The following is a 20,414-nucleotide window of genomic DNA, read 5'->3' as shown; positions in this document are numbered from 1 at the left end:
CGAGAGTTTTTGCCTATGGATTTAGAAGCTGTCAGTTCCCCGCCAAGCCTGGAAGAACGACAGGCTCTTCGCGCCCGGAACATGGAGGCGTTCAGACGCTACTACCCCTCAACGGCAGACACCATCGAAGCCCACAAGCCCCTGGCTACCTTGGTATTCAATGACGATGGAACGCCCGACCTTGAATTCATGGGGCAACGCTTTTATGACGGCGATATCACCGGCTTCACTGAGAAACAACTCAAGAAATTCTGGGACAAACCCAGCAGGCTTACCTTGCCGGAACTTCAAGCCGGAGCGCTGGATACCTACGGCAACGTCTTGGTGGAACGCTTTCTCGACAAGGCAAGAGCGGACCTCGGAGCAGAATTCAGAATTGAGCGTCAGTCTGAACCCTCCTTCTACCTGATCGTGCAGGGCATCGGGCTCGCACCTCACCTGGACGCGCTCGTCGAACGCACCCAGTGCCGAAACATAATCATCATGGATGCCAACTACGAGGGGCTGTACCAATCCCTGGAAGTCTATGATTGGGCCAAATTGATATCGACGATGGAGGAAAGGAACGGGGATACCTTCTTCTTCATTTCCGACGATGTCCGTGCCTTGATCGACGGCCTGCGCCATCGTGTGCGCGGCACTGCCGTTACGGCCGTCGATGGCACCTATGTGTACCAACACTTCATTTCGAGCACCTTCGACGAATTCACGAAGCAATTCAATCAGGAGGCCTCGCTGCTGCTGGCCGGTCTCGGCTTCTTTTACGACGAACAACTGATGATCCGGAACGCCCGTACCAACTTGGCCGACGGAACCTCGCGATTCTATTTCCGCCCGGACTCCACCCCGCGCCGCGACTGCCCCGCATTCGTCGTCGGCTGCGGCCCATCCCTGGATGAGTCCATCGAACACCTAAAGCGAAACGCCGACCGCGGGGTCGTAATTTCCTGCGGCTCCGCGCTCGGCCCGCTCATGGCCGCCGGCATCAAGCCGGATTTCCAGGTAGAAATGGAAAACCTGGAGGTCGCAACGGTCCTGGAATTCGTTGCCGAGGAACACGACATAGACGACATCTGTCTCGTCGCGGCTTCGACCGTGGACATCGAGGCCGCAACGATGTTCAAGGAACGGGTGTTCTATCACCGGGTTGCGCTTTGCCCCTTTCCCGTATTTTCCGACGACGTGCGAAACTTCATTCACAACCTCGACCCGACGGTCGTGAACGCAGGTCTAGGCTTCGTGCTGGAACTCGGGTTTTCCGAAATTTACCTGTTCGGCGTCGACATGGGACAGCGTGGAACGGACAAGCACCACGCCGCCGTTTCCTACCACTACACCGAAGGCGCAATCATTCCCCAGTCACCGTTCAACGTAGAGGTCCCCGCCAACTTCGGCGGCAAAGCAAGAACGACGACCGGCCTGTTCTGGGCGCTCGATTCCATCCAAAGGATGGTTCACATGGCGCCGCGGCACATCAAGTTCTTCAATTGCAGCAACGGCGCGATGATCAAGGGTGCGCCGCCGAAACTGGCGCGAACGGTAGACCTGCCCGAACCGCCGACCGAAAAATCCAAGATCGTTCACTCGATGATCGAGGCCTTCCCCCGCTTCAGCAAGGAAGACTTCGATACCGCCTGGAATATCGACCTGCTCATCGGGGCGATCAACCGCACATCCGACGACGTCCACGAAGTCGCAAAAAATTGGGTCGACTTCAAGGATACGGAGCCATTCATTCAGTTTAATTCGATTTTTTATCATCCGCCGGCGGATGATCGGTACCTGAAGTTTTCCACGCTGATGCTGCGCGGAACCTTCAACATGGTTCTGATCTTAGGCGACTACTACTCCCATCGGGCGCAGAACGATGAAATCCGTCAAAAAGTCCACGACATGTTCATCAAGGAATTCATCGACCTCGTGGAACTCTGCCGGGAACGCGCGATCAAGCACCTTACGGTTCTCGACCAGGGCGAGTTCATGGAGTTGGAGGCGCTCGCCAATCCCTAATCGGATCCGGCGGCCCCCATCGCCAATGCCGTCCCCACGTCCGTCACGACGGCATCCCAATCACCCACGGCGGATTGGCGAAAGAGACGCATGGTCGGATACCAGGGCGTATCCGCACGTCCCATCATCCAGCGCCAATCGGGTACATATGTGATCAGGTTCCAAACCGGACGGCCGATGGCCCCGGCGAGATGCGCCAATCCCGTGTCGACGGAAATCAGCAGGTCCACCGCGCTCAGTGCCGCGGCGACCTCGGTCAGGGGTTGCGGCTCGGGAAACAAAACATTGATGTCGAGACCGAATTCTCCCGCGGCGGCGTGGACCTGCGCCAGCGGCTCGCCGATCTGAAAAGCATGGAACACGGCCCCGTCCGCCATCTTCAAGGCCGGCGCAAGAGTACGCAGCGGCAAGGAGCGTTCCCGATCGCGCCGATGCCCGGCGTTCCCCGCCCAGACCAGCCCGACATGCAAGCGGCCGTCGCCAGCCCCCAATCTTTCCCGCCACGTCGCGACGGCGTCGGAAACGACCGGAAGATAGGGAATATCGGCGGGGATTGTCTCCTCAACCGTACCTGAAAGCGCCGGAAGGCTCATGATCGACGCGTGCAGGGTGCAGTCTGGCAACGCCTCGCCCATGACAACGATCTCATCAACGCCCGGAAGGTTCGCGAACAAATCAACCAGCGCCTTCGGCGCCTCCAGAACGACATGCCCGACGCGCCGAGAAATCTGTGGCAGATAACGCACGAACTGGATGTTGTCGCCCAGCCCCTGTTCCGCATGAATCAGCAGGCTTTCCCCGGGGGATTCCCTGCCGTCCCATCGCTGACCGGGGAATGTTCGCCCGGCCAATCCCGTGTTTGCCGCCTGCCCGCGGAGTTCAAACCCGGGCCAGGCTTTCGCGAACTGTCCGCACAACAACTGCACCAGAGAATGGTTGAATTTGGAGGTCTCTGTCGCCCGCCCTTCGGCTTCCAGGCGTTGGTAGATTGCCTCGGCCCGGTCCAGATCACCGCCCCCGCAAACCGCGGTCGCCAGGTTCAGGAGTATCCCCGGCTCATCCGGGCAGAGCGCCAGCGCCGCCTCGAAGTGCCGGATCGCCTCCTCTATCTCGCCTAAGGCCAACTTCACATTTCCGGCGGTATTCAGAACGTCCGTATCCTGCGCCGCCGCCGCAAGAACGGTCTGCAACATCTGCCAGGCCGTGGTTGGGTCGTTAAGCTGTAGCGTCGCTTTCGCCAAGCCGGTCATAGCCCCGACATGCCGCGGGTCGCTCTGCAAAATCTGCATGAAACACGGGATCGCCGACCGAGGCTCCTGGCGCTCGATCCATTGATTGCCCTGAAGTAATAACTGCTCGAAAGCCATTCGCCATCCCTTGGCCGGTCAGGTCACATCCGACCATCTGCGCTGGACGTGGGTTACAAGCCGAAAGCGGGACAGAGCGCCCAGGCGCCCGGGACGGTGAGGACAATGAAAATTGCCCTCACCGTCCCGGTTCAGCATGGGAAACCCGGATTAGTTGAACAGCGCCAGAATGCCCTGTTCCGACTGGCCGGCGAAGGCCAGAGCGGAAATACCCAGCTGCTGCCGGGTCTGCAAGGCCAACAGGTTGGCCCCTTCAGCATTGAGGTCGGCCAGCGTCAGCTTGCCCGCCCCTTCATCCAGGGTGTTGATATAGGATTCGGTGAAGTCCAAACGGGTCTGTAGCAGGGCCACGTTCGAACCCAGCTTCTGAGATTCCGTGCGCAGGGTAGCCAATGCCGCATCGAGATCCACGACAATGTTGTCGAGATCCGAGATCGCGCCTTCGGCCAAAAAGTCGGTTTCCTGGAACGCCCCCGAAGAGTCAAGCAAGGTGATCCCACCGGTTGACGCCGCGGCGGTGCCGAGAACGATGCCCTGCGTGCCCCCGTAAACGGCGAGTAGCGACGTCGCGTCCAGGTTGATCGAGATGGCCGTCGTGGAGTTGGTGGCGGCCAGGAAGTCGGAAGCGTTGACCGTCGTCGTAACCTGCAGGGTGATGACGGCGCCCTGAGTGATGGTCACGTCGGCGTTCGTCGCCGCCCGGATCGTGAAGGTGGCGGTCCCGAAGGAAATGGTCAGGCTGTTGCCGCCGGTCGTGGTGAACACACGCTCACCGGTGCCGTTAAACGTCACCGTGAAGCTGCCGCCCGCGTCGGAGAACGACGTGATGGCCGAGAAGTTGGTCGCCGTGTTGGTGATCGTCGTGCCCGTCGTGGCCGCGTATGACACCTTGGAGTCGGTGCGAAGCTCGGCCACGTCAATGCCGAGACCCGATTGACGCAGGTTGGCCGCATTGATGGTCAAGAGGCTCGAGGTATTGTCGGCGAAGTTCACCGCCAATGACTGCGACGTGTTGTCGATGAGGTTTAGGCCCTGATAATCGGCGTCACTGGCCAAGTCGCCGATCTGGCCGCGAATTTCGTTAAACTGGGTGACCAAGTCGGTGAACTGAACGCCACTCGCCGATTTCAGGGAGTTCGCAATCCCCTTGAGTTGGCGGACCAAACTGTCGATACCCTCGACGCCGTCCAAGGCCGCCGTGACCGTGGAAATCCCCTGATCGATACCTTCCTTTCGCTCGGTAAAGGTGAACGAACGGTCGTTCAGAGCTTTCGCGGAGAAGAAGGCCACCGGGTCGTCGACCGGGCCGGAAACACGCAACCCGGAAGACAGGCGGTTATTGGTTCGATTAATCAGATCAGTCGTATTCTGCAGCGACAGCAGCGTATTCCGCACAGCCGCCGACAATGTTACATCCGACATGGTATGCGCCTTTCTGGAGCGGTGGCGTGTTCTACGTACCCACCTAAAAAAAATGAAAGTTCGTGCGCATTCTGCAGACGAGGTTGATATTAGGCTAAACGCCAGTAGTTAACAAAATCTTGATTTAAAGCACCTTAAAAAGAATAAATTTCCAAGCCTTATCCCTTCCCGCGTGAAAACGGCGGAACGCACGGTTATCGGCGCAACGGTACAGAATCCAGGCCCATACGCGCACCAAAAACGAAACCGCCGCCACCCGAAGGTGGCGGCGGTCCGCATTCGTATCCGAACTCCGCGGCCGATGCCGCGGGAGCGGGTTATGCTTAGTTGAACAACGCCAGGATGCCCTGTTCCGACTGGCCGGCGAAGGCCAGAGCGGAAATACCCAGCTGCTGCCGGGTTTGCAGAGCCAACAGGTTGGCGCCTTCGGAGTTCAGGTCGGCCAGCGTCAGCTTGCCCGCACCTTCTTCCAGGGTGTTGATGTGCGCCTCAGTGAAATCCAGACGAGTCTGCAGCAGAGCCACGTTCGAGCCCAGCTTCTGGGATTCCGACCGGAGCGTCGTCAACGCACTGTCCAGACCGGTGATGACGGCATCAAGGTCGGCAGTCCGGCCTTCACCGACGAAGTCGACTTCCTGGAACGTTCCCGAGGAGTCGGTCAGGGTGATCGCCCCGGTTGACGCCGCGGCGGTGCCGAGAACGATACCCCCGCCCGTGAACACGGCGAGCAAGGAAGTCTGATCCAGGTTGATTTCGACGGCCGTCGTGGAGTTGGTGGCGGCCAGGAAGTCGGAAGCGTTGACCGTCGTCGTAACCTGCAGGGTGATGACGGCGCCCTGAGTGATGGTCACGTCGGCGTTCGTCGCCGCCCGGATCGTGAAGGAGGCAGTCCCGAAGGAAATGGTCAGGCTGTTGCCGCCGGTCGTGGTGAACACACGCTCACCGGTGCCGTTAAACGTCACCGTGAAGGTGCCGCCCGCGTCGGAGAACGACGTGATGGCCGAGAAGTTGGTCGCCGTGTTGGTGATCGTCGTGCCCGTCGTGGCCGCGTATGACACCTTGGAGTCGGTGCGGAGTTCGGCCACGTCAATGCCGAGACCCGATTGACGCAGGTTGGTGGAGTTGACGGTCAGGATCGACGAGGTGTTGTTGGCGAAGTTCACCGTCAAGGTTGCGGACGTGCCGTCAACCAGATTGACGCCCTGATATTCAGCGTCGCTGGCCAAGTCACCGATCTGGCCACGGATGTCGTTGAACTGGGTGACCAAGTCGGTAAATTGGCTACCCGTCGCCGATTTCAGGGAGTTCGCAATACCTTTAAGCTGACGGACCAGGCTGTCGATGCCGTCCACGCCGTCCAGCGCCGCCGTCACCGTCGAAACACCCTGGTCGATGCCGTCTTTGCGTTCGCCGAAGTCGAACGCACGGTCGTTCAGGGTTTTCGCCGAGAAGAAGGACACCGGATCGTCGATCGGGCTGGCAACGCGAAGACCGGAAGACAAACGGCCGTTTGTCCGGTCAATCAGGTCAGTGGTGCTTTGAAGGGAAAGCAGCGATCCGCGCACGGCGGACGAAAGAGTAACGTCAGACATTTTTCACTCCATTCTGAAGCTGGGGACTGGCCCCGTAGATTTTCACAGACTCATTCTTGAGCCCCGCATCAGACCCTTTCTAGGTCTTCCACGTGGAACGGAGCATACGCGGACACCTCCCCGCCTGTCAAAACAAAAACCGCAAGGAACAAAAACCCATCGAATGCGCGCGCACCTCGCACGCCGGTTTTCACGGCCCGCCGCCGCCCGGAACGGCCCTGCGGAGCGGCCACAGCATCTCTCGCCAGGGGCGAATCGACCGGCCGATTCTGTCCCATTTTCAGCAATTCCGACCAGCCCGGCGGCCGTTCCCACCGCCACCGCCCCGCAGGCGCACCACCGCCCCGCGCGAGGCGAGACCGCCCGCAAACCTAGAAAAACCGTAAGATTTTAAGGATTTCAGCGCTTCGCCCAAATCGCGGCGAACGAGCACGCGCCGTCGCCCCAGCAAGACGGCTGGATGGTGTAAGTCGACAACGACTATACTGTGCAAGGCTAAATTCAAGTTAACCAAGCCCGGGAACTTCCTCACTATCGTCCACGCGAGTTACCCGGTCGGGAGGCGATGTCAACGGATGCCCCTGAAACTAGATTTCAAGTCCGGCGATAAGATGATCATCAATGGAACAGTCATCGAAAACGTCGGCGCAAACGCAAAGCTACTGGTTCACAACGAAGCCTCGATCCTCCGGGAACAGGACATTATTTCCGGAACGGAGAAGCTGACACCGGCGTCGCGCGTCTATTATGCGCTGCAATGCGCATATATCTTCCCGCTTCAATCGGAACAGTATCTGGCTGAATGCCGGGATTTACTGAACCAGTACATCGCGGCCGCGCCCAGCGCGCAATCGATCGCCGATGAAATACTGGCGCAGATGGAAACAGGCACCCAGTACCGCACCCTGAAAGCGGCCCAGAAATTAATCCGGCACGAGTCGGATACGGTGGCCCGGTTCGAGCAACGGATGCAGGAAATCGACGAGGCCACGAGCGCTGCGGAACAGGAAGCCGTCGCCGGCAAGGCGGAGTAACCCCGTCTTCTTTCCGATCGACGCCCTGCCCTACGCAGGGGTATCGGCTACCAGGAAGCACCAGGGCTGATAAATCGCCCCCCGGAACTGCAAGCGCTTGCCTTCCGTGGTCGTGACCGTTCGCGTGTAAATCTGCGACGGATCCGGATGCTCCGGCATGTCGATGGGGATTTCGAAAGGCATGAAGGCGGGCTCCTTGAACCCGGCCTCCTGGAGGCTGCCGCGGAAGGTCTTGTAACTGCGCATATGCAGCCTATTGCCCTCCGGATACCAGACCGACACGTCGTCGATGGTCAGTTCCTGTTCAAAGGGATTCATGTAGTCCAACATGATCCAACGCCCGCCCGGACGCAGGGCCTTAGCGATGTTCTTGACCACCGTGTGGAATACCGGCGTGTCGAAGAACATCATGGATCGGTTGCAGACGATGATGTCGAAGGGCTCATCGAACTGCATGACTGTCATATCGACTTCGGAAAACTCGATGCCCGTCAGCCGGGGGTTCTTGCGGTTGCTTTCGATCACGCTGGGGGCAATGTCGATGCCTGAAAGACTGAGGCCAGGAAAGGCGGCCTTCACATGGCCGAGGAAGCTGCTGGTCGAACAGCCCGCGTCGAGCAGCCGGGCCCCCTCCGCGTCGGCCCCCATTTCAACCAGGGTCTTTCCGATCAGGGACAGGAGAACCTTGTCGGACTCCCGAGGCTCTTCTACGAACTTTTCCTGGTTTTTCAGGTAAAGCGCCATTCCTTCGGCATCCGACGTGTAGTCGAGGTAAGTCTTATCGTCGCTCATGCTGCTTCCTATCGAATATTGGGGCTCGTCCCGACGGAGTGCCCGGCCCTCAGACATCGTCGAGAATTTACGGCGTTTAGGATTAACGCGATATTAAACCGGAACGCCTAATTCAATACGACCTTCGCGTTGGCTTCAGACCCTGCGCGAGGACGCGATTGATCTTTAAAAGGCAGAGACCGAAATGCGTGGATCCGAGGATTGGCGACAGACGTTTTCCGGACTGATTCCACCCGGCCCAGAAAACCGGAAGTCCATGTGGGCGCAGATGGAGGAACTGTTCCCGGTCTATCGTTCTCTCTGCGGCCCGGGCTTCCTGCAATCCCTTGAGGTCATGCGGAAATACCTGCCGCTCGAGATTGTCGAATTCCCGACGGGCGCAGAGGTTCTCGATTGGACCATCCCCCCGGAATTCAAGGTCAACGAGGCTTGGGTCGAAGACCCGGACGGCAACCGGATCTTGGATTTCGCCAAGGAGCCCTATAGCGTTTGGATCTATTCGCAGCCGTTCGAGGGGGAGGTCGACAAGGACGAACTTCTCGAGCATGTGGTGACCATGCCTTACCTGCCGGATGCCGTCCCCCTGCGCCAGGCCTACTTTCGAAAAGCCTGGGGCCTTTGCATGCCGGACAACATGCTGCAGCGCCTGAAACCCGGAAAATACAAGGTCAAGATCGACACCGAACACAACCAAGGTTTCCTCCGCATGGGTGAATACTACCTGCCCGGCGAGGTCGAGACCGAAATTCTGATTTCCAGCTATCTCTGCCACCCCAGGGGCGCCAACGACAACCTCAGCGGCTGTGTCGTCGCGGCCGAACTGTTTCGGCTGCTGGCTCAGGTGCCGGATCGGTACTATTCGTACCGGCTGGTGATCTGGCCGGAAACGATCGGGCCGATCACTTATATCGACAAATATCCGGATCGCCTGGCCAAGACCATCGGCGGATACCAGTTCGGAATTTGCGGCGACGACCGGCCGGTCCGCATTGACCGCACAAAACGGAACAATTCGGTCTTCGACCGGGCCGCCCATCACGCCATGCTGCTGTGCGGCCAGGAAATCAATTCCCGGAAATTCAATATTTTCGGCGGCTCCGATCCCATGCATTTCAACTCGATCGGCGTCGACCTGCCAATCGCCAACATCACCCGCGCCGGGTCGAGCACGGAAGGAGGATACCCCGAATATCATTCTTCAGCGGACAATCTCGACCTCGTGTCGGCCGACAATCTGCTTGGCACCTTGGAAATCGGCTGGGCCGCCTGCATGGCCGTCGATCGCGCGCGCCGCTACAAGGGCACCTATACCGCGACCCCCTTCCTGTCCCGTTACGGTGTCTTCCCCTATCAGCACGGCGCCGGTGTCGGCGGCAACGCGACCATCATCGGCGAGGCCTATTACGCGCTGATGCCGTCGGTCGACGGCGAACAGGATCTGTTGGAAATCGCCGACTGGTTCGATTTGCCGATCTTCGCGTTCGACGAATGCGTCTCGGCCTTCAAGAAGGCCGGCCTGATCGTGGACGCCGACGCCGTCTGAGGCCACCGGCGGCTCGATACCGTATAGAATTCAGAGAATACGATCGGCCCCGGACGGACACGGGGGCGAAATCATCCCATGGTGACACCGCCTGATACGTGGATTGTCTCGCCGGTAATATGCCGCCCGCCGTCCCCGATCAGGAAGGCAATAACCCTGGCGATGTCCTCTGGCTCCGCCAGACGGCGCAAGGGCGTGTTCATTTTCGCCAGCATCTTGGCCTTGTCCGGTAGGTTGGCGATCATCTGCGTGTTGGTCATACCCGGCGCCACCAGGTTCACACGCACGCCCTGGGGGCCGAATTCCGACGCCAGCGAGCGGGTCAGCCCAGCCAGCCCGGCCTTCGCCGCCACGTAGGCCGATTGTTGCGGCGGCGGTGCACTGTCGCCGTAGATCGATCCCAGAAACACCAGTGCCCCGCCCAGCCCCGAGGCCGCCATGCCCGGAATGGCCCGTTTGGCGCAATGGTGAGCACCGCCGACCTGGACCCGGAATTGTTTCTCGAAATCGTCCCATCCGACGTCGCCGAACGGCTGCGGCACCGGTTCCGGTGCCGCGCAATGGACAATGCCGGTCACGGCACCCAACGTCGCCTCGATTTCCGTGAACAGGGCATCGACCGCAGCCATGTTGGAAACGTCCGCCCCAACGGTCACGGCCCGGCCACCCGCCGCCGTGATCTGGCGCGCCACCCCATCGGCGGCTTCGGCATCCCGCAGGAAGTTGACGGCCACCGCATGACCGTCCGCCGCCAGGGCCAATGCCGTCGCCGCGCCAATTCCCCGGCTGCCCCCGGTCACCAGCACGACGGAACCCGCTGTTTCTTTCGCCTTACCCGCAAGGTCAGGCCGCGGCGCTATCGCGGAAGCCGGTTTCCCGGCCGCCGATTTCGGTGGCGCCGTTTCACCCTCGGCCTCACCGAGGAGACGAACCGTCGAGTCGCCGGTCACCACGATGGCGCCGTTCTGATTGGTGATCGTCACCTTGGCGACCAGTGTCCTCGTCGCGGGCGAAACCTGCGTGACCTCCGAGCGCACGGTGATCGTGTCTCCAACAAAGGCCGGGCGCACGAAATTGAGAGTCTGGGACGTCCACAACGCCCCCTTCCCCGGCAACAGCATGCCCACCATGGTGGAGATGAAGGCCGAGGTCAGCATGCCGTGCACGATCGGTTTGCCGAACGAGGTGGCGCGGGCGAACTCCGGATCCAGGTGGATCGGGTTGAAATCGCCGGTCAAGGCGGCGAAGGCATCGACATCCGCCTGCGTTACCTGATGGTTCAACTCGGCCGTGTAGCCCGGCGCCAGGTCGCCCAGGTGCAGTTCCTTCGCTTCGCTATCTTCGCGCTTGTAGCTCATCCCTGCCACCGCATGACGGTTGTGCCGAAAATGAAGCCGGCGCCGACGCCGGAAACGATCACGATGTCGTCGCGCTTCAGCCGTCCCTGACTGACCGCATCACACAGGGCGATGGCCTGCGAAGCGTCCGCCGTGTTGCCGTATTCGTCCACGTTGATCACCGTCTTTTCCATGGGCAGGCGCAATTTCCCCATGAGGAATTCGATCAGCCGCAGATTGGCCTGATGGAAGACGAAGAAATCCACGTCCTCCACGGTCATATCCACCTTGGCCAACGCCCGACGCATGGAGACCGGCTGATTCTGAACGACCTGCTTCCAGACTTCCAGACCCTGGATTTCATAGTACTGCAGGCCCTGGTCGACATTGTCGGCGCGCATGGGAAATGACGATCCGCCGCCGCGCAGGCGCACGGCATCGAACACCCGGCCGTTGGCCGTGACATCGTTGGCAATGATGCCGTAGCCGGCATCGACGCGGCCGAGCACGGCGGCCCCGGCGCCGTCGCCAAAATACATCGCCGAGGCGGCGTCGGTGCGGTCGATGAAGCGCGACTGCAGGGCCGTGCCCATGACCAGGACGTAGTCGATGGTCGGGTCGGCCAGCATGCGGTCGGCCGCGACGCCGAGCCCGACCTGGAAGCCGGTGCAGTTCGCCATGATGTCGAAGGCGCCCGCGTTGTAGGCCCCCAGGATGTCCTGGATGCGGCAGGACACGGCCGGATAGACGTAGTCGCCGGTGAAGGTGCAGGTGATGATCAGGCCCAGATCCTCCGGGCCAATGCCCGCCATGGCCAAGGCGTCGCGGGCGGCGGCGGCGGACATTTCCGAGGCCGTTTCGTCGTCGCCGACGATCCGGCGGGTGCGGATGCCGGTCTTGGCCTCGATATCGGCCGCCGACATGCCGCTGGATTTTTCCAGGTCCGCGTTGCTCAGGACGCCGTCGGGCAGATACTTCCCGACACCGACGACACCGACGCCGTAGTCCCGGTCACGCGTCATCGCCCAAACCCCTCCATCAAGTATTCCGGCGGATCGGCCTGGTTCACCGCCCACCATTCCCGGGCTTCCGCCACGGTCCAGGTGCCGCCGTGTCCCGGGAACATCAACGTTTCCGGGGCCAAGGTTTCGAGCAAACGGGTGATCGATTCAGACAAACCCACGCCGCTCGACCCCGGTAAATCCGTGCGGCCGATCAAGCGTTTCATCAACGTGTCCCCGGTAAAACATAAGCCGTTCCAATGGTAACACACGCCGCCGTCCGTATGGCCCGGCGTATGGACATAGGAAATCGGAGCCCCTTTCCAATCAAGCCGCGCCCCTTCCAGCGGCACATGCGCGTCGGGCACGGTGATGACCCGGCGCTCGAAGCTCATGGCATAGAGGGATGCACGACGCAGCAGGGGCAGGTCGCGGCCATGCATGTGGAACGGCAGACCGTATTCACGACACAAGGCATCCAAGGCGCCGATGTGGTCAAAATGGGCATGGGTCAGCAGGATCACGCGGGGCGACGCGTCAAACGCCGCGATGACGCCCATGATGCGTTCCGCATCGTCGCCGGGATCGACCAGGACGGCCTCGCCGCTCGGCACATGCTGAACGACATAGGCGTTTTCCTTCCAACGGCCGGTTTTCACCGTAGCGATCCGGTAGTCCCCGACCTGGCATTCTCGATCAGGCCCCATGGAGTTCAATCAACCAACCCGATATAGATGACTTGGCCGGTAATCGCGGCGCTTTGGGGCGAAACGAAAAAGTCCGCGACGTGGCAGACTTCCTCCATGGCGATCACCCGGGGGATGGTCTGTAGCCGCAGCATCCGCTCCTTCCAATCGTTATCCTTGGCCAGTTCCTGTGACGCCTCCGTATCCATCATCGCCGGCGCGATGACGTTGCAGGTGATGCCTTGCGGCGCCAATTCCTTGGCCAGAACCTTGGTCATTTCCTGGACCGCGGCCTTGGTCGCGGAATAGCAGGCCGTGCCTTCCTGATGCAGAGGCACCATGGTCGAAGAAATCGTCAATATCCGTGCATTCTCCCGCCGCAGCATCAGTTTGCTGATCTCCCGCAGGCTGTAGAACACGCCCGCGAAATTGACGCGCAAAAAGTCGTCAAAGACGTCTCCCGGAGTCAGCGACAGGTACAGAGCCGAACGGGCCAGACCGGCATTGGCGATAAGGATGTCGACACCGCCAAGTTCGCGGCGCAGCGCCCGCGCCCAGGCCTGGACGTCGCCTTCGTTACGGATGTCGACGGTCGAGTGATGGTAGGCGGGATCGGAGATCGTCGCCTCCCCGCGGCTACAGCCGGCGACTACATAACCCCTTGCCAAAAAGTGTTCGGCCAATGCCCGACCGAGCCCCCGGCTGGCACCGGTGACGACCACCACCTTTTTGCCTTGGTCTGTGTCAGCCATATGGCCCCCAACCTCTACGCCACGCCGCCGTCACGCCATGCGGATCAGGCGCCTGCGGAAAGCCCCACGACATGGTCCGCAAGAATGCCCGCCGTCAGTGTCGGGCTGTTGATGTCAAACCCCTGGATATCGGTCAGAACGATGGCGCAATCGGCCCCGATCGCCGTCATCAGCCGGTCTTCCAGATCCATGATGAAGGTGACGAAGCCAAGGGAATCAAGGCCACTGTCTGCGCCGCTTCCCATCAGGACCGTCTCGCCATCGACGGCGATGGCGTTTTTGATTGTGCCGGAGCGGTTCAAACTGTCCAGGCTGTCCTGAATAAGGGCCATCGCCTTCTGCTTGTCGATCATCTCGGAGTCGCTCCTTCCGGTTCTCACGGGTGCTTGCTAGTATCCTGTAGGGTAAGACTTTAGCAACTAACATTTGGTTTAATTGCCACGCGATATCGGAGGGGAGAAAGGTGAACATTTCGTTAGAATCGGATTGTGGTTCTATCTTCGTAACGCTCGGCTTCATAACGCCCGGTCGGGCGCAATGATTTCAGGCCATATCCCATCCACCATGGCATGACAGCCGAAACCTCAATTCGGCCTTTGCAGGAATTTTAGGGCTCAGACATGACATCCATGGCCGCCGACAAAGCGCCGCAAGGCAGAGACGATTGCCCCGAATTGACACGGATTATCAATCTGATCGCCAGTGAAAACCCGCTTCAAAAGAAGCGAATCGAAGGTTTCCTGGCGACCCGCGGGCCGGAATACTGGGCCTTCGCCGAAGGCCTGAGCCGAATTCTCAACCACAGTTTCATGACCGACGACACCGCCCGAGCAGAGGCCGCCCGGGCATACAACAAGATGTGCATGGACTTCCTGTCGGAACAGATCCGCTTCAAGAAATCAGGGAAGTACCGGATCGACAATTCCTGCCTGGCACAGACCCACGTCTACAATGACCTGAGTGTCATGCGCTATTACATGATCGGCCTCTTGGTTTCGTACATGTTCTGGCCGAACCATTACGCATTGTTCCGTTTTTTCCTGGAACACCTGCCCCCCGCCAATACTGGCCGCTATCTGGAAATCGGCCTCGGCCACGGCCTGTTCTCCTCGACCATGCTGTCGCGCTATCCCAACATCCATGGAACCGCCGTTGACATCAGCGAAACCTCGATCCGCATCGCGAAGGAAACTCTTCGGACCTTCCAGGCCGACCTCGACCGGCTGAAGATCGTGCACGGCGACTACCTGACCACCGACGTCGGCGGCCAAGATTTCGATTTCATCGTCATGGGCGAGGTTCTCGAACACGTGAACGATGCACGAGCCTTCATGGACCGGACCAAAGAACTTCTGGCCCCAGGCGGCACCGTCTACATGTCGACCTGTGCGAACTGCCCCGCGCTGGATCATGTCTACCATTTCCATTCCGCTGCCGAGATCCGGCAATTGATGGCCGAGTCCGGGTTCCGCATCCGCCACGATTTGGCTCTCGCGGCAGAGAACATTCCCGAGGAAAAGTGGGAAGAGGAATTGGTGACCGTCAATTATTGCGCGCTGCTGGAGCACGCATGATGCCGGACGACGTCGCCGCGAAGCCGCCGTCGCCGTTTGAGGCCGCCCTCGACCGCGCGCGCCGGGACCCCGGATATGTTGCCTATTCGGCCCTTGCGAACGCCAAGGAGGCCGCGCCCGAGGATCGATTCCCGCCCTATCGTCTGGCGGTTTTGCGGAATTTCACAATCGAGCCGGTTTTGCCGGCAATCGAGGCCCAGGTCCTGTTATGCGGCAGACGTCCGGAAACCTATGTCGCCGATTTCGATGCCTCCGCGGCCGAGGTCCATAATCCCGATGCCGGACTTTACCGGCACAACCCCGATGCGATCATCATCGCCAATTGGTTGGAAACCCTTTCCCCGCAACTGGCGACGGCGTTTCCCGAACTGACCGCGCAGGACGTCGCCACGGAAATTGACCGGCTGTGCCAGGATACGGTGATGTTGCTCTCCGCCATCCGGCGTCAAAGCAACGCCCCGATCCTGATCAACAATTTCCCGCTTCCCGCCGCGCCCGCCATGGGCATTCTCGATGCACAGGACACCTGCTATCAAACCCATGCGCTGATCCGCCTGAACCAGGCGCTGATCGCCGCGGCAAAGCAGATCACCGATGTCTATTGGGTCGATTACTTCAGCCTGTTCGCGGCCCATGGGTACCGGCATGCCGTTAACGACCGCCATTGGAACGCCGCCCGGGCCCCGCTTTCGGCGGAAATTCTTGCCCCCCTCGGCGACCATTACGGGGCGTTGTTGCGGGTGTTGTTCGGGCAGGTCCGCAAATGCTTGGTTCTCGATTGCGACGGAACGCTATGGGGTGGAATTGTCGGCGAGGACGGCCTTGACGGCATCAAGGTTAGTGCTGCCTACCAAGCTTTTCAGCGCGAGGCCCTGAACCTGCGCCGGCGCGGCGTCATGCTGGCGATCTGTTCGAAGAACAATGAACCGGACGTTCTCGAGGTCCTGCGCGAACACCCGGACATGCTCCTGCGCGAGGAGCATTTCGTCGCCACGCAGATCAACTGGGACGACAAGGCGACGAACCTGCGGCGCATCGCCGAGGAATTGAACATCGGCATCGACGCGCTCGTATTCGCGGATGACAACGCCTTCGAATGCGACTTCATCCGTCAGGCCGTTCCGGAAGTCGCCGTCCTGCATGTGTCGGGTGATCCCTCGGGTTTCCGCACCCTTCTGACGGACCGCGCCTTCTTCGACACGCCAACCCTGTCGGCGGAGGATGCCAAGCGCAGCGAGATGATGGCCGCCGAACGCACCCGCAAGCGGATGGTGAGCACCGCGGAATCGTTGGAGGATTACCTACGCAGCCTGGAAATCGTCGCCACGATCGGCGTGCCGGGCCCGCGCGAGATCGGGCGGGTCGCGCAGTTGACCCAGAAAACCAATCAATTCAACCTGACCACCCGCCGCTATACGGAAGGCGATATCGAACGCTTCCTCGCGGCGCCGGACACGGGCGTCTATTACCTGAAACTTCGTGACAAGGTCTCTGACATCGGCCTGATCGGCGTCGCCATAACCAAGCCGCAAGAGAACGGAGAACGCCTGGAGATTGACACCTTCCTGATGTCTTGCCGGGCGCTGGGGCGCGGTGCCGAGGATACCCTGATGGCGCGCATCGCCAAAGATGCCGCGATGAACGGTTATCAGGAAATTGTCGGCACCTATCTTCCCACCAAGAAGAATGAGCAGGTCGCGGACTTCTACGCCAAGCGGGGATTTGCGCAATTTCCCGAACAGGGCGAAGGAACATCGTGGCGCCTGGACCTGGGCGGCCAGGATATAAAAATCCCGGATTGGATTCACCTCGCCGACGGAAACGACGGCGGGGACGAGCAGTAAGGAACGACAAATGACCGGCAATGAAACTCGGCTCAAGGGCGTGATCGCGGACATCCTCAAGATCGATGCGGCGATAATCGGCGAAGACACCTCCGTCGACACGGTGGAACAGTGGGATTCTCTGCGCCATCTCAATCTGGTTTTGGCCCTGGAGGCTGAATTCGACATCTCCTTTACCGAGGAGCAGACGGTCGAAATTCTCAACTACCCGCTTATCAGGATCGTCTTGGAAGAACACGGCATCGCATTCACATGACCTCAGGCGACAAGGACATTCCGGCCCACGACATCATCCTGTCGCGCATCCAGGGCGGCGGGGACGCCCCCGCATTGTTCTGGAACGGCATGGAAACGACCTATGCCGACCTTTGGCGCCGCATAGAGGCCTGGGACAAGCGCCTCGCCGACGATGGCATCAATGCAGGGGACGTGGCCGCCCTGTACGGCGACTTCAGCCCCGAGACGAGCGCCATGATGCTCGCCGCCATTCGGCGTCGCGCCATCATCGTGCCCCTGACCGGCGACGTCGATGCGGAACTCGGCGGTCTTCTGGACATGGCGGGCGCGGTTGTACTCTACCGATTCAACGCCGACGATCAGGTGACTTGCGAACATCGCCCCTCACCGCAAACGCCGGACCTGATCGCCAAATTCCGCGAACGCGGGCATCCGGGGCTGGTCGTCTTTACCTCCGGATCCACCGGCAAGCCCAAGGGCATCCTTCAGGACGTAACCCAGGTGTCGCGCAAGTTCATCACACCGCGCAAGGGGTGGCGGACGGTTCTGTTCTTGCTGATGGATCACTTCGGGGGCTTCAACACCTTCCTGTCGACCTTTGCCTACGGCGGTGCCGGCGTATGCCTGGGAGGGGTCAGGGATCCCGCTGTCGTGGCCAGGGCGATCGAAACCGCCCGCGCCACCCTGCTGCCGACGACGCCCACGTTCCTCAACTTCCTGATCGCCAGCCGCATCTACGCGGCCCATGACCTGTCTTCGGTCGAACTGATCACCTACGGCACCGAACTGATGCCCGAGGCAACCCTGCAACAGGTCTCGGAAATCTTCCCCAACGCCAAACTGAAGCAGACCTACGGGTTGTCGGAACTGGGCGTTCTACGGTCCGAATCCCGCGACAACGGCTCCCTTTGGCTCAAGGTCGGTGGCAGCGGCTTCGAAACCAAGGTGGTCGACGGCATTCTGTGGATCCGGTCCGAAGCCAACATGGTGGGCTACCTGAATGCGCCCGACCCGTTCGACGCGGAAGGCTGGATGTGCACCGGCGACGAGGTTGAAATCAAGGACGGTTACATGCGGTTCCTGGGCCGCAAGACCGAGGTCATCAACACCGGCGGCAAGAAAGTCTATCCTATCGAGGTCGAGAACGTGCTGATGTCCCTGTCCAACATCCGCAACGCGACGGTAGAGGCCCGCCCCCACCCGATCATGGGCCAGGTTGTCCAGGCCAAGGTCTCCCTGTTCGAACCGGAAGACCCGTTCGAACTGTCGGAACGCCTGCGCCAGCAGTGCAACGAACGCCTGGCGAAATACAAGGTGCCGGTACGGTTCGTCGTGGTCGATGCCGAAGGGCATCACAACGTCCGGTTCAAGAAAGTCCGAGCCAACCTGTCATAGGGCCCCCGATCAATCGGCGGCGGCGGGCTGCGGCCAGCGCTCCTCGGGCTTGAGCCCGGCGACCTCGGCCTCCTTGCCGTTGGCGATCCAGCTTTCGAGAACATCCTTGTTGGTGATGTAGCAGTAGGGATCGGCGGCAAACAAGTCGCTGTTGACGCGGTGCACCTCCCGCGCCGGGCCGGACTCCATGGGGATGCGCCGGTTATCGCTGACCTCGACGGCCCCTTGGGCCCGCAGTTCCGCGCCGAACCCGGTGATGTCCCATTCCGGCACGGCATGGAGGGAACGCGAATACATGACCTCGACGCAGGGGCCGATTTCCTGGCCGTCCTTGAACAGCGTTCCGGCGAACCGTTTGAAGTACCGATAAGGCACCATCTGAAGTTCCTCGGCGTGGTGCATCATGCTGCAAGAAACCCAGGGCACGCCGAGAACGCAGACCCGAGCATTGACGTCACACAGCCACCCCAGGACACCATCCGCCCCCCAGGCTGTCGTGCAGGGCCGGGCGAGCAGGTCGGCGGACCGCGGCCCTCGAACCAAATAACTGTTCATGGCCGATCGGCTGCGCATCCAGCCGCGATCCCCGGCGGCGTAACAGGCCAAGGCAGCGTCAGGCAAGGCACCGGTTTCCGTCATGGTCCGGACCAAGTCGAACCGCCGGAACCGGGCGAAATCCAGAAAGCTGTATGCTGGCAGCACGAAGGTTCGGTCAGGACCGAGGAAGTCCTCGATCAGGCGCAGGACGCGTTCCCCCATCTGGTCCGGCGGCCAGCCGAACCCCCCGGCAAAGGTCCAAAGTCCGGAATAAATCGCGACAACCTCATCATCCTCGGGAAGCAGCGCCTCCAGAACCTCGAAAAAGTCGTTCTCTGTCAGCTTGGCCATATTGCGGATCCGTATCGATGAAACCAGCGGCGCCCGGGCGCGCCGCTTATTCGTGCCCGGGTCGGGGATGGGCGTCAACCGCCCCTTAAGGAATTAAAGCTAGCGTGCAACGATATATGATCCCCATCTCATTAGGGATTACAAGTTCACCCAGAACCTGCAACAAACTGCGGTAGCTCCATGCGCATCGCCATTCTGACAACGCAATCGCCTCATCATGCCCGCTTCGTCGCAGCCATGGCCGAACGGCATAAGGTGGCCGGCGTTCTGGTGGAAACGGACCTCCCCGCAGCCCCCTTCGACACCTCGCATCCGATAGACGACGAACGCGACGCCTTCGAACGCCATACTTGGTTCTCCGGGTCCGAGCCCGCGCTCGGCGACCTTGCGCCGGCAGCCGAGTTTCCGTCCCTATCCACGTCTTCGGCGGCGGAGAAGCTGGCTGACTTCAAGGTCGAGGCGGCGATCGTGTTCGGTACGCGAAAGCTATCCGGCCCGATCCTTGCCGTTCTCGGGCAGCGTCTTGTCACACTTCATTGCGGGGCGCCGCAGGAATACCGGGGCCTCGACACGGACCTTTGGGCGGTCTATCACGGAGACTTCGAGGGGTTGATCACGACAGTTCAGTATGTTGCACCGGAATTGAATACCGGCGCTGTTCTGGAACAGAAGCCCATCCGCCTTCACCACGGCATGAAGCTGCACCAATTGCGCCACGCCAGCACCGAAACCTTCATCGACATCAGCGACGCTGCGGTCGCGTCGTTCTCCGCGGGCCGCATGCGGATCATCACGCCGTTGCAGCAACGCGGCCGGAAATATTCGTTCATGCCCCGGGTTCTCAAGGAAATCTGCGCCGAAAAATTCCGCCGCCATACGGAGGCACTCAATTGACCCGCCCGCATCTCATTTCCTCCCCTTCGTAATCCGGCAGTCGACG

General features: G+C 60.6%; 18 protein-coding genes. 8 read left to right on the top strand and 10 right to left on the bottom strand.

Going from position 1 to position 20,414, the window contains the following annotated elements:
- The first annotated feature begins 15 nt into the window (after positions 1-15).
- Positions 16-2,010, top strand: coding sequence for a DUF115 domain-containing protein (locus RJ527_13140; GenBank protein WND74984.1), 1,995 nt, complete (start codon positions 16-18; stop codon positions 2,008-2,010).
- Here RJ527_13140 and RJ527_13135 read toward each other — a convergent pair.
- The 3 genes from RJ527_13135 to RJ527_13125 all read right to left on the bottom strand — a co-directional run bounded on the left by RJ527_13135 (position 2,007) and on the right by RJ527_13125 (position 6,391).
- Entirely contained in the window at positions 2,007-3,377 is a 1,371-nt protein-coding gene (locus tag RJ527_13135; GenBank protein WND74983.1) for a tetratricopeptide repeat protein, read from the bottom strand. The genes RJ527_13140 and RJ527_13135 overlap by 4 nt on opposite strands.
- 150 nt (positions 3,378-3,527) lie before the next feature.
- Positions 3,528-4,799: a flagellin gene (locus RJ527_13130; protein WND74982.1), complete on the bottom strand. Its 1,272-nt coding sequence runs from the start codon at positions 4,797-4,799 to the stop codon at positions 3,528-3,530.
- Positions 4,800-5,122: 323 nt separating this feature from the next.
- Positions 5,123-6,391 carry a flagellin gene (locus tag RJ527_13125; protein WND74981.1) on the bottom strand — a complete coding sequence of 423 codons (1,269 nt, stop codon included), beginning with the start codon at positions 6,389-6,391 and terminating at the stop codon, positions 5,123-5,125.
- Positions 6,392-6,966: 575 nt separating this feature from the next.
- Between RJ527_13125 and RJ527_13120 the strand changes: the two genes are divergently transcribed.
- Positions 6,967-7,425 (top strand): flagellar biosynthesis repressor FlbT, encoded by a 459-nt coding sequence (locus RJ527_13120; protein WND74980.1) that lies wholly within the window; start codon positions 6,967-6,969, stop codon positions 7,423-7,425.
- 30 nt (positions 7,426-7,455) lie between these two features.
- On the opposite strand, the gene RJ527_13115 is transcribed toward RJ527_13120, so the two are convergent.
- On the bottom strand, positions 7,456-8,217 hold the full coding sequence (locus RJ527_13115) for a class I SAM-dependent methyltransferase (GenBank protein WND74979.1): 762 nt from the start codon (positions 8,215-8,217) through the stop codon (positions 7,456-7,458).
- Positions 8,218-8,473: 256 nt separating this feature from the next.
- Between RJ527_13115 and RJ527_13110 the strand changes: the two genes are divergently transcribed.
- Positions 8,474-9,760 (top strand): DUF4910 domain-containing protein, encoded by a 1,287-nt coding sequence (locus tag RJ527_13110; protein ID WND74978.1) that lies wholly within the window; start codon positions 8,474-8,476, stop codon positions 9,758-9,760.
- Between the two features lie 71 nt (positions 9,761-9,831).
- Here RJ527_13110 and RJ527_13105 read toward each other — a convergent pair whose 3' ends face one another.
- Genes RJ527_13105 through RJ527_13085 form a run of 5 tightly spaced genes read right to left on the bottom strand, consistent with a single transcriptional unit; the run spans position 9,832 to position 13,889 of the window.
- A complete protein-coding gene (locus tag RJ527_13105; GenBank protein WND74977.1) occupies positions 9,832-11,118 on the bottom strand; it encodes an SDR family oxidoreductase in 1,287 nt (428 codons plus the stop codon).
- Entirely contained in the window at positions 11,115-12,119 is a 1,005-nt protein-coding gene (locus tag RJ527_13100; protein WND74976.1) for a ketoacyl-ACP synthase III, read from the bottom strand. Before RJ527_13100 ends, RJ527_13105 begins: the two co-directional genes overlap by 4 nt.
- Positions 12,116-12,757 (bottom strand): MBL fold metallo-hydrolase, encoded by a 642-nt coding sequence (locus RJ527_13095; protein ID WND74975.1) that lies wholly within the window; start codon positions 12,755-12,757, stop codon positions 12,116-12,118. The genes RJ527_13100 and RJ527_13095 overlap by 4 nt, the downstream gene beginning before the upstream one ends.
- A gap of 53 nt (positions 12,758-12,810) precedes the next feature.
- Complete coding sequence (locus tag RJ527_13090) at positions 12,811-13,536, bottom strand: SDR family oxidoreductase (GenBank protein ID WND74974.1); 726 nt, start codon at positions 13,534-13,536, stop codon at positions 12,811-12,813.
- Between the two features lie 44 nt (positions 13,537-13,580).
- Complete coding sequence (locus tag RJ527_13085) at positions 13,581-13,889, bottom strand: hypothetical protein (GenBank protein ID WND74973.1); 309 nt, start codon at positions 13,887-13,889, stop codon at positions 13,581-13,583.
- A 267-nt stretch (positions 13,890-14,156) separates the two neighbouring features.
- Between RJ527_13085 and RJ527_13080 the strand changes: the two genes are divergently transcribed.
- From RJ527_13080 to RJ527_13065, 4 genes are read left to right on the top strand one after another with little or no spacing between them, the layout of a single operon-like run.
- The gene (locus RJ527_13080) at positions 14,157-15,110 is read left to right on the top strand and encodes a class I SAM-dependent methyltransferase (GenBank protein ID WND74972.1); all 954 of its coding nucleotides are present in this window, start codon (positions 14,157-14,159) and stop codon (positions 15,108-15,110) included.
- On the top strand, positions 15,107-16,954 hold the full coding sequence (locus RJ527_13075; GenBank protein ID WND74971.1) for an HAD-IIIC family phosphatase: 1,848 nt from the start codon (positions 15,107-15,109) through the stop codon (positions 16,952-16,954). The genes RJ527_13080 and RJ527_13075 overlap by 4 nt, the downstream gene beginning before the upstream one ends.
- 10 nt (positions 16,955-16,964) lie before the next feature.
- Positions 16,965-17,210 (top strand): acyl carrier protein, encoded by a 246-nt coding sequence (locus RJ527_13070; GenBank protein ID WND74970.1) that lies wholly within the window; start codon positions 16,965-16,967, stop codon positions 17,208-17,210.
- Entirely contained in the window at positions 17,207-18,586 is a 1,380-nt protein-coding gene (locus RJ527_13065) for a class I adenylate-forming enzyme family protein (GenBank protein ID WND74969.1), read from the top strand. Before RJ527_13070 ends, RJ527_13065 begins: the two co-directional genes overlap by 4 nt.
- 9 nt (positions 18,587-18,595) lie before the next feature.
- On the opposite strand, the gene RJ527_13060 is transcribed toward RJ527_13065, so the two are convergent.
- Entirely contained in the window at positions 18,596-19,474 is an 879-nt protein-coding gene (locus RJ527_13060; GenBank protein WND74968.1) for an AAC(3) family N-acetyltransferase, read from the bottom strand.
- Between the two features lie 180 nt (positions 19,475-19,654).
- Here RJ527_13060 and RJ527_13055 point away from each other — a divergent pair, with 180 nt between their 5' ends.
- Positions 19,655-20,368 (top strand): formyltransferase family protein, encoded by a 714-nt coding sequence (locus RJ527_13055; GenBank protein WND74967.1) that lies wholly within the window; start codon positions 19,655-19,657, stop codon positions 20,366-20,368.
- The last annotated feature ends 46 nt before the right edge of the window (positions 20,369-20,414 follow it).

Source organism: Thalassospiraceae bacterium LMO-SO8, assembly GCA_031655335.1.
Classification (GTDB): Bacteria; Pseudomonadota; Alphaproteobacteria; order Rhodospirillales; family Casp-alpha2; genus UBA1479.
This window is presented reverse-complemented; position numbering and strand designations above follow the sequence as displayed.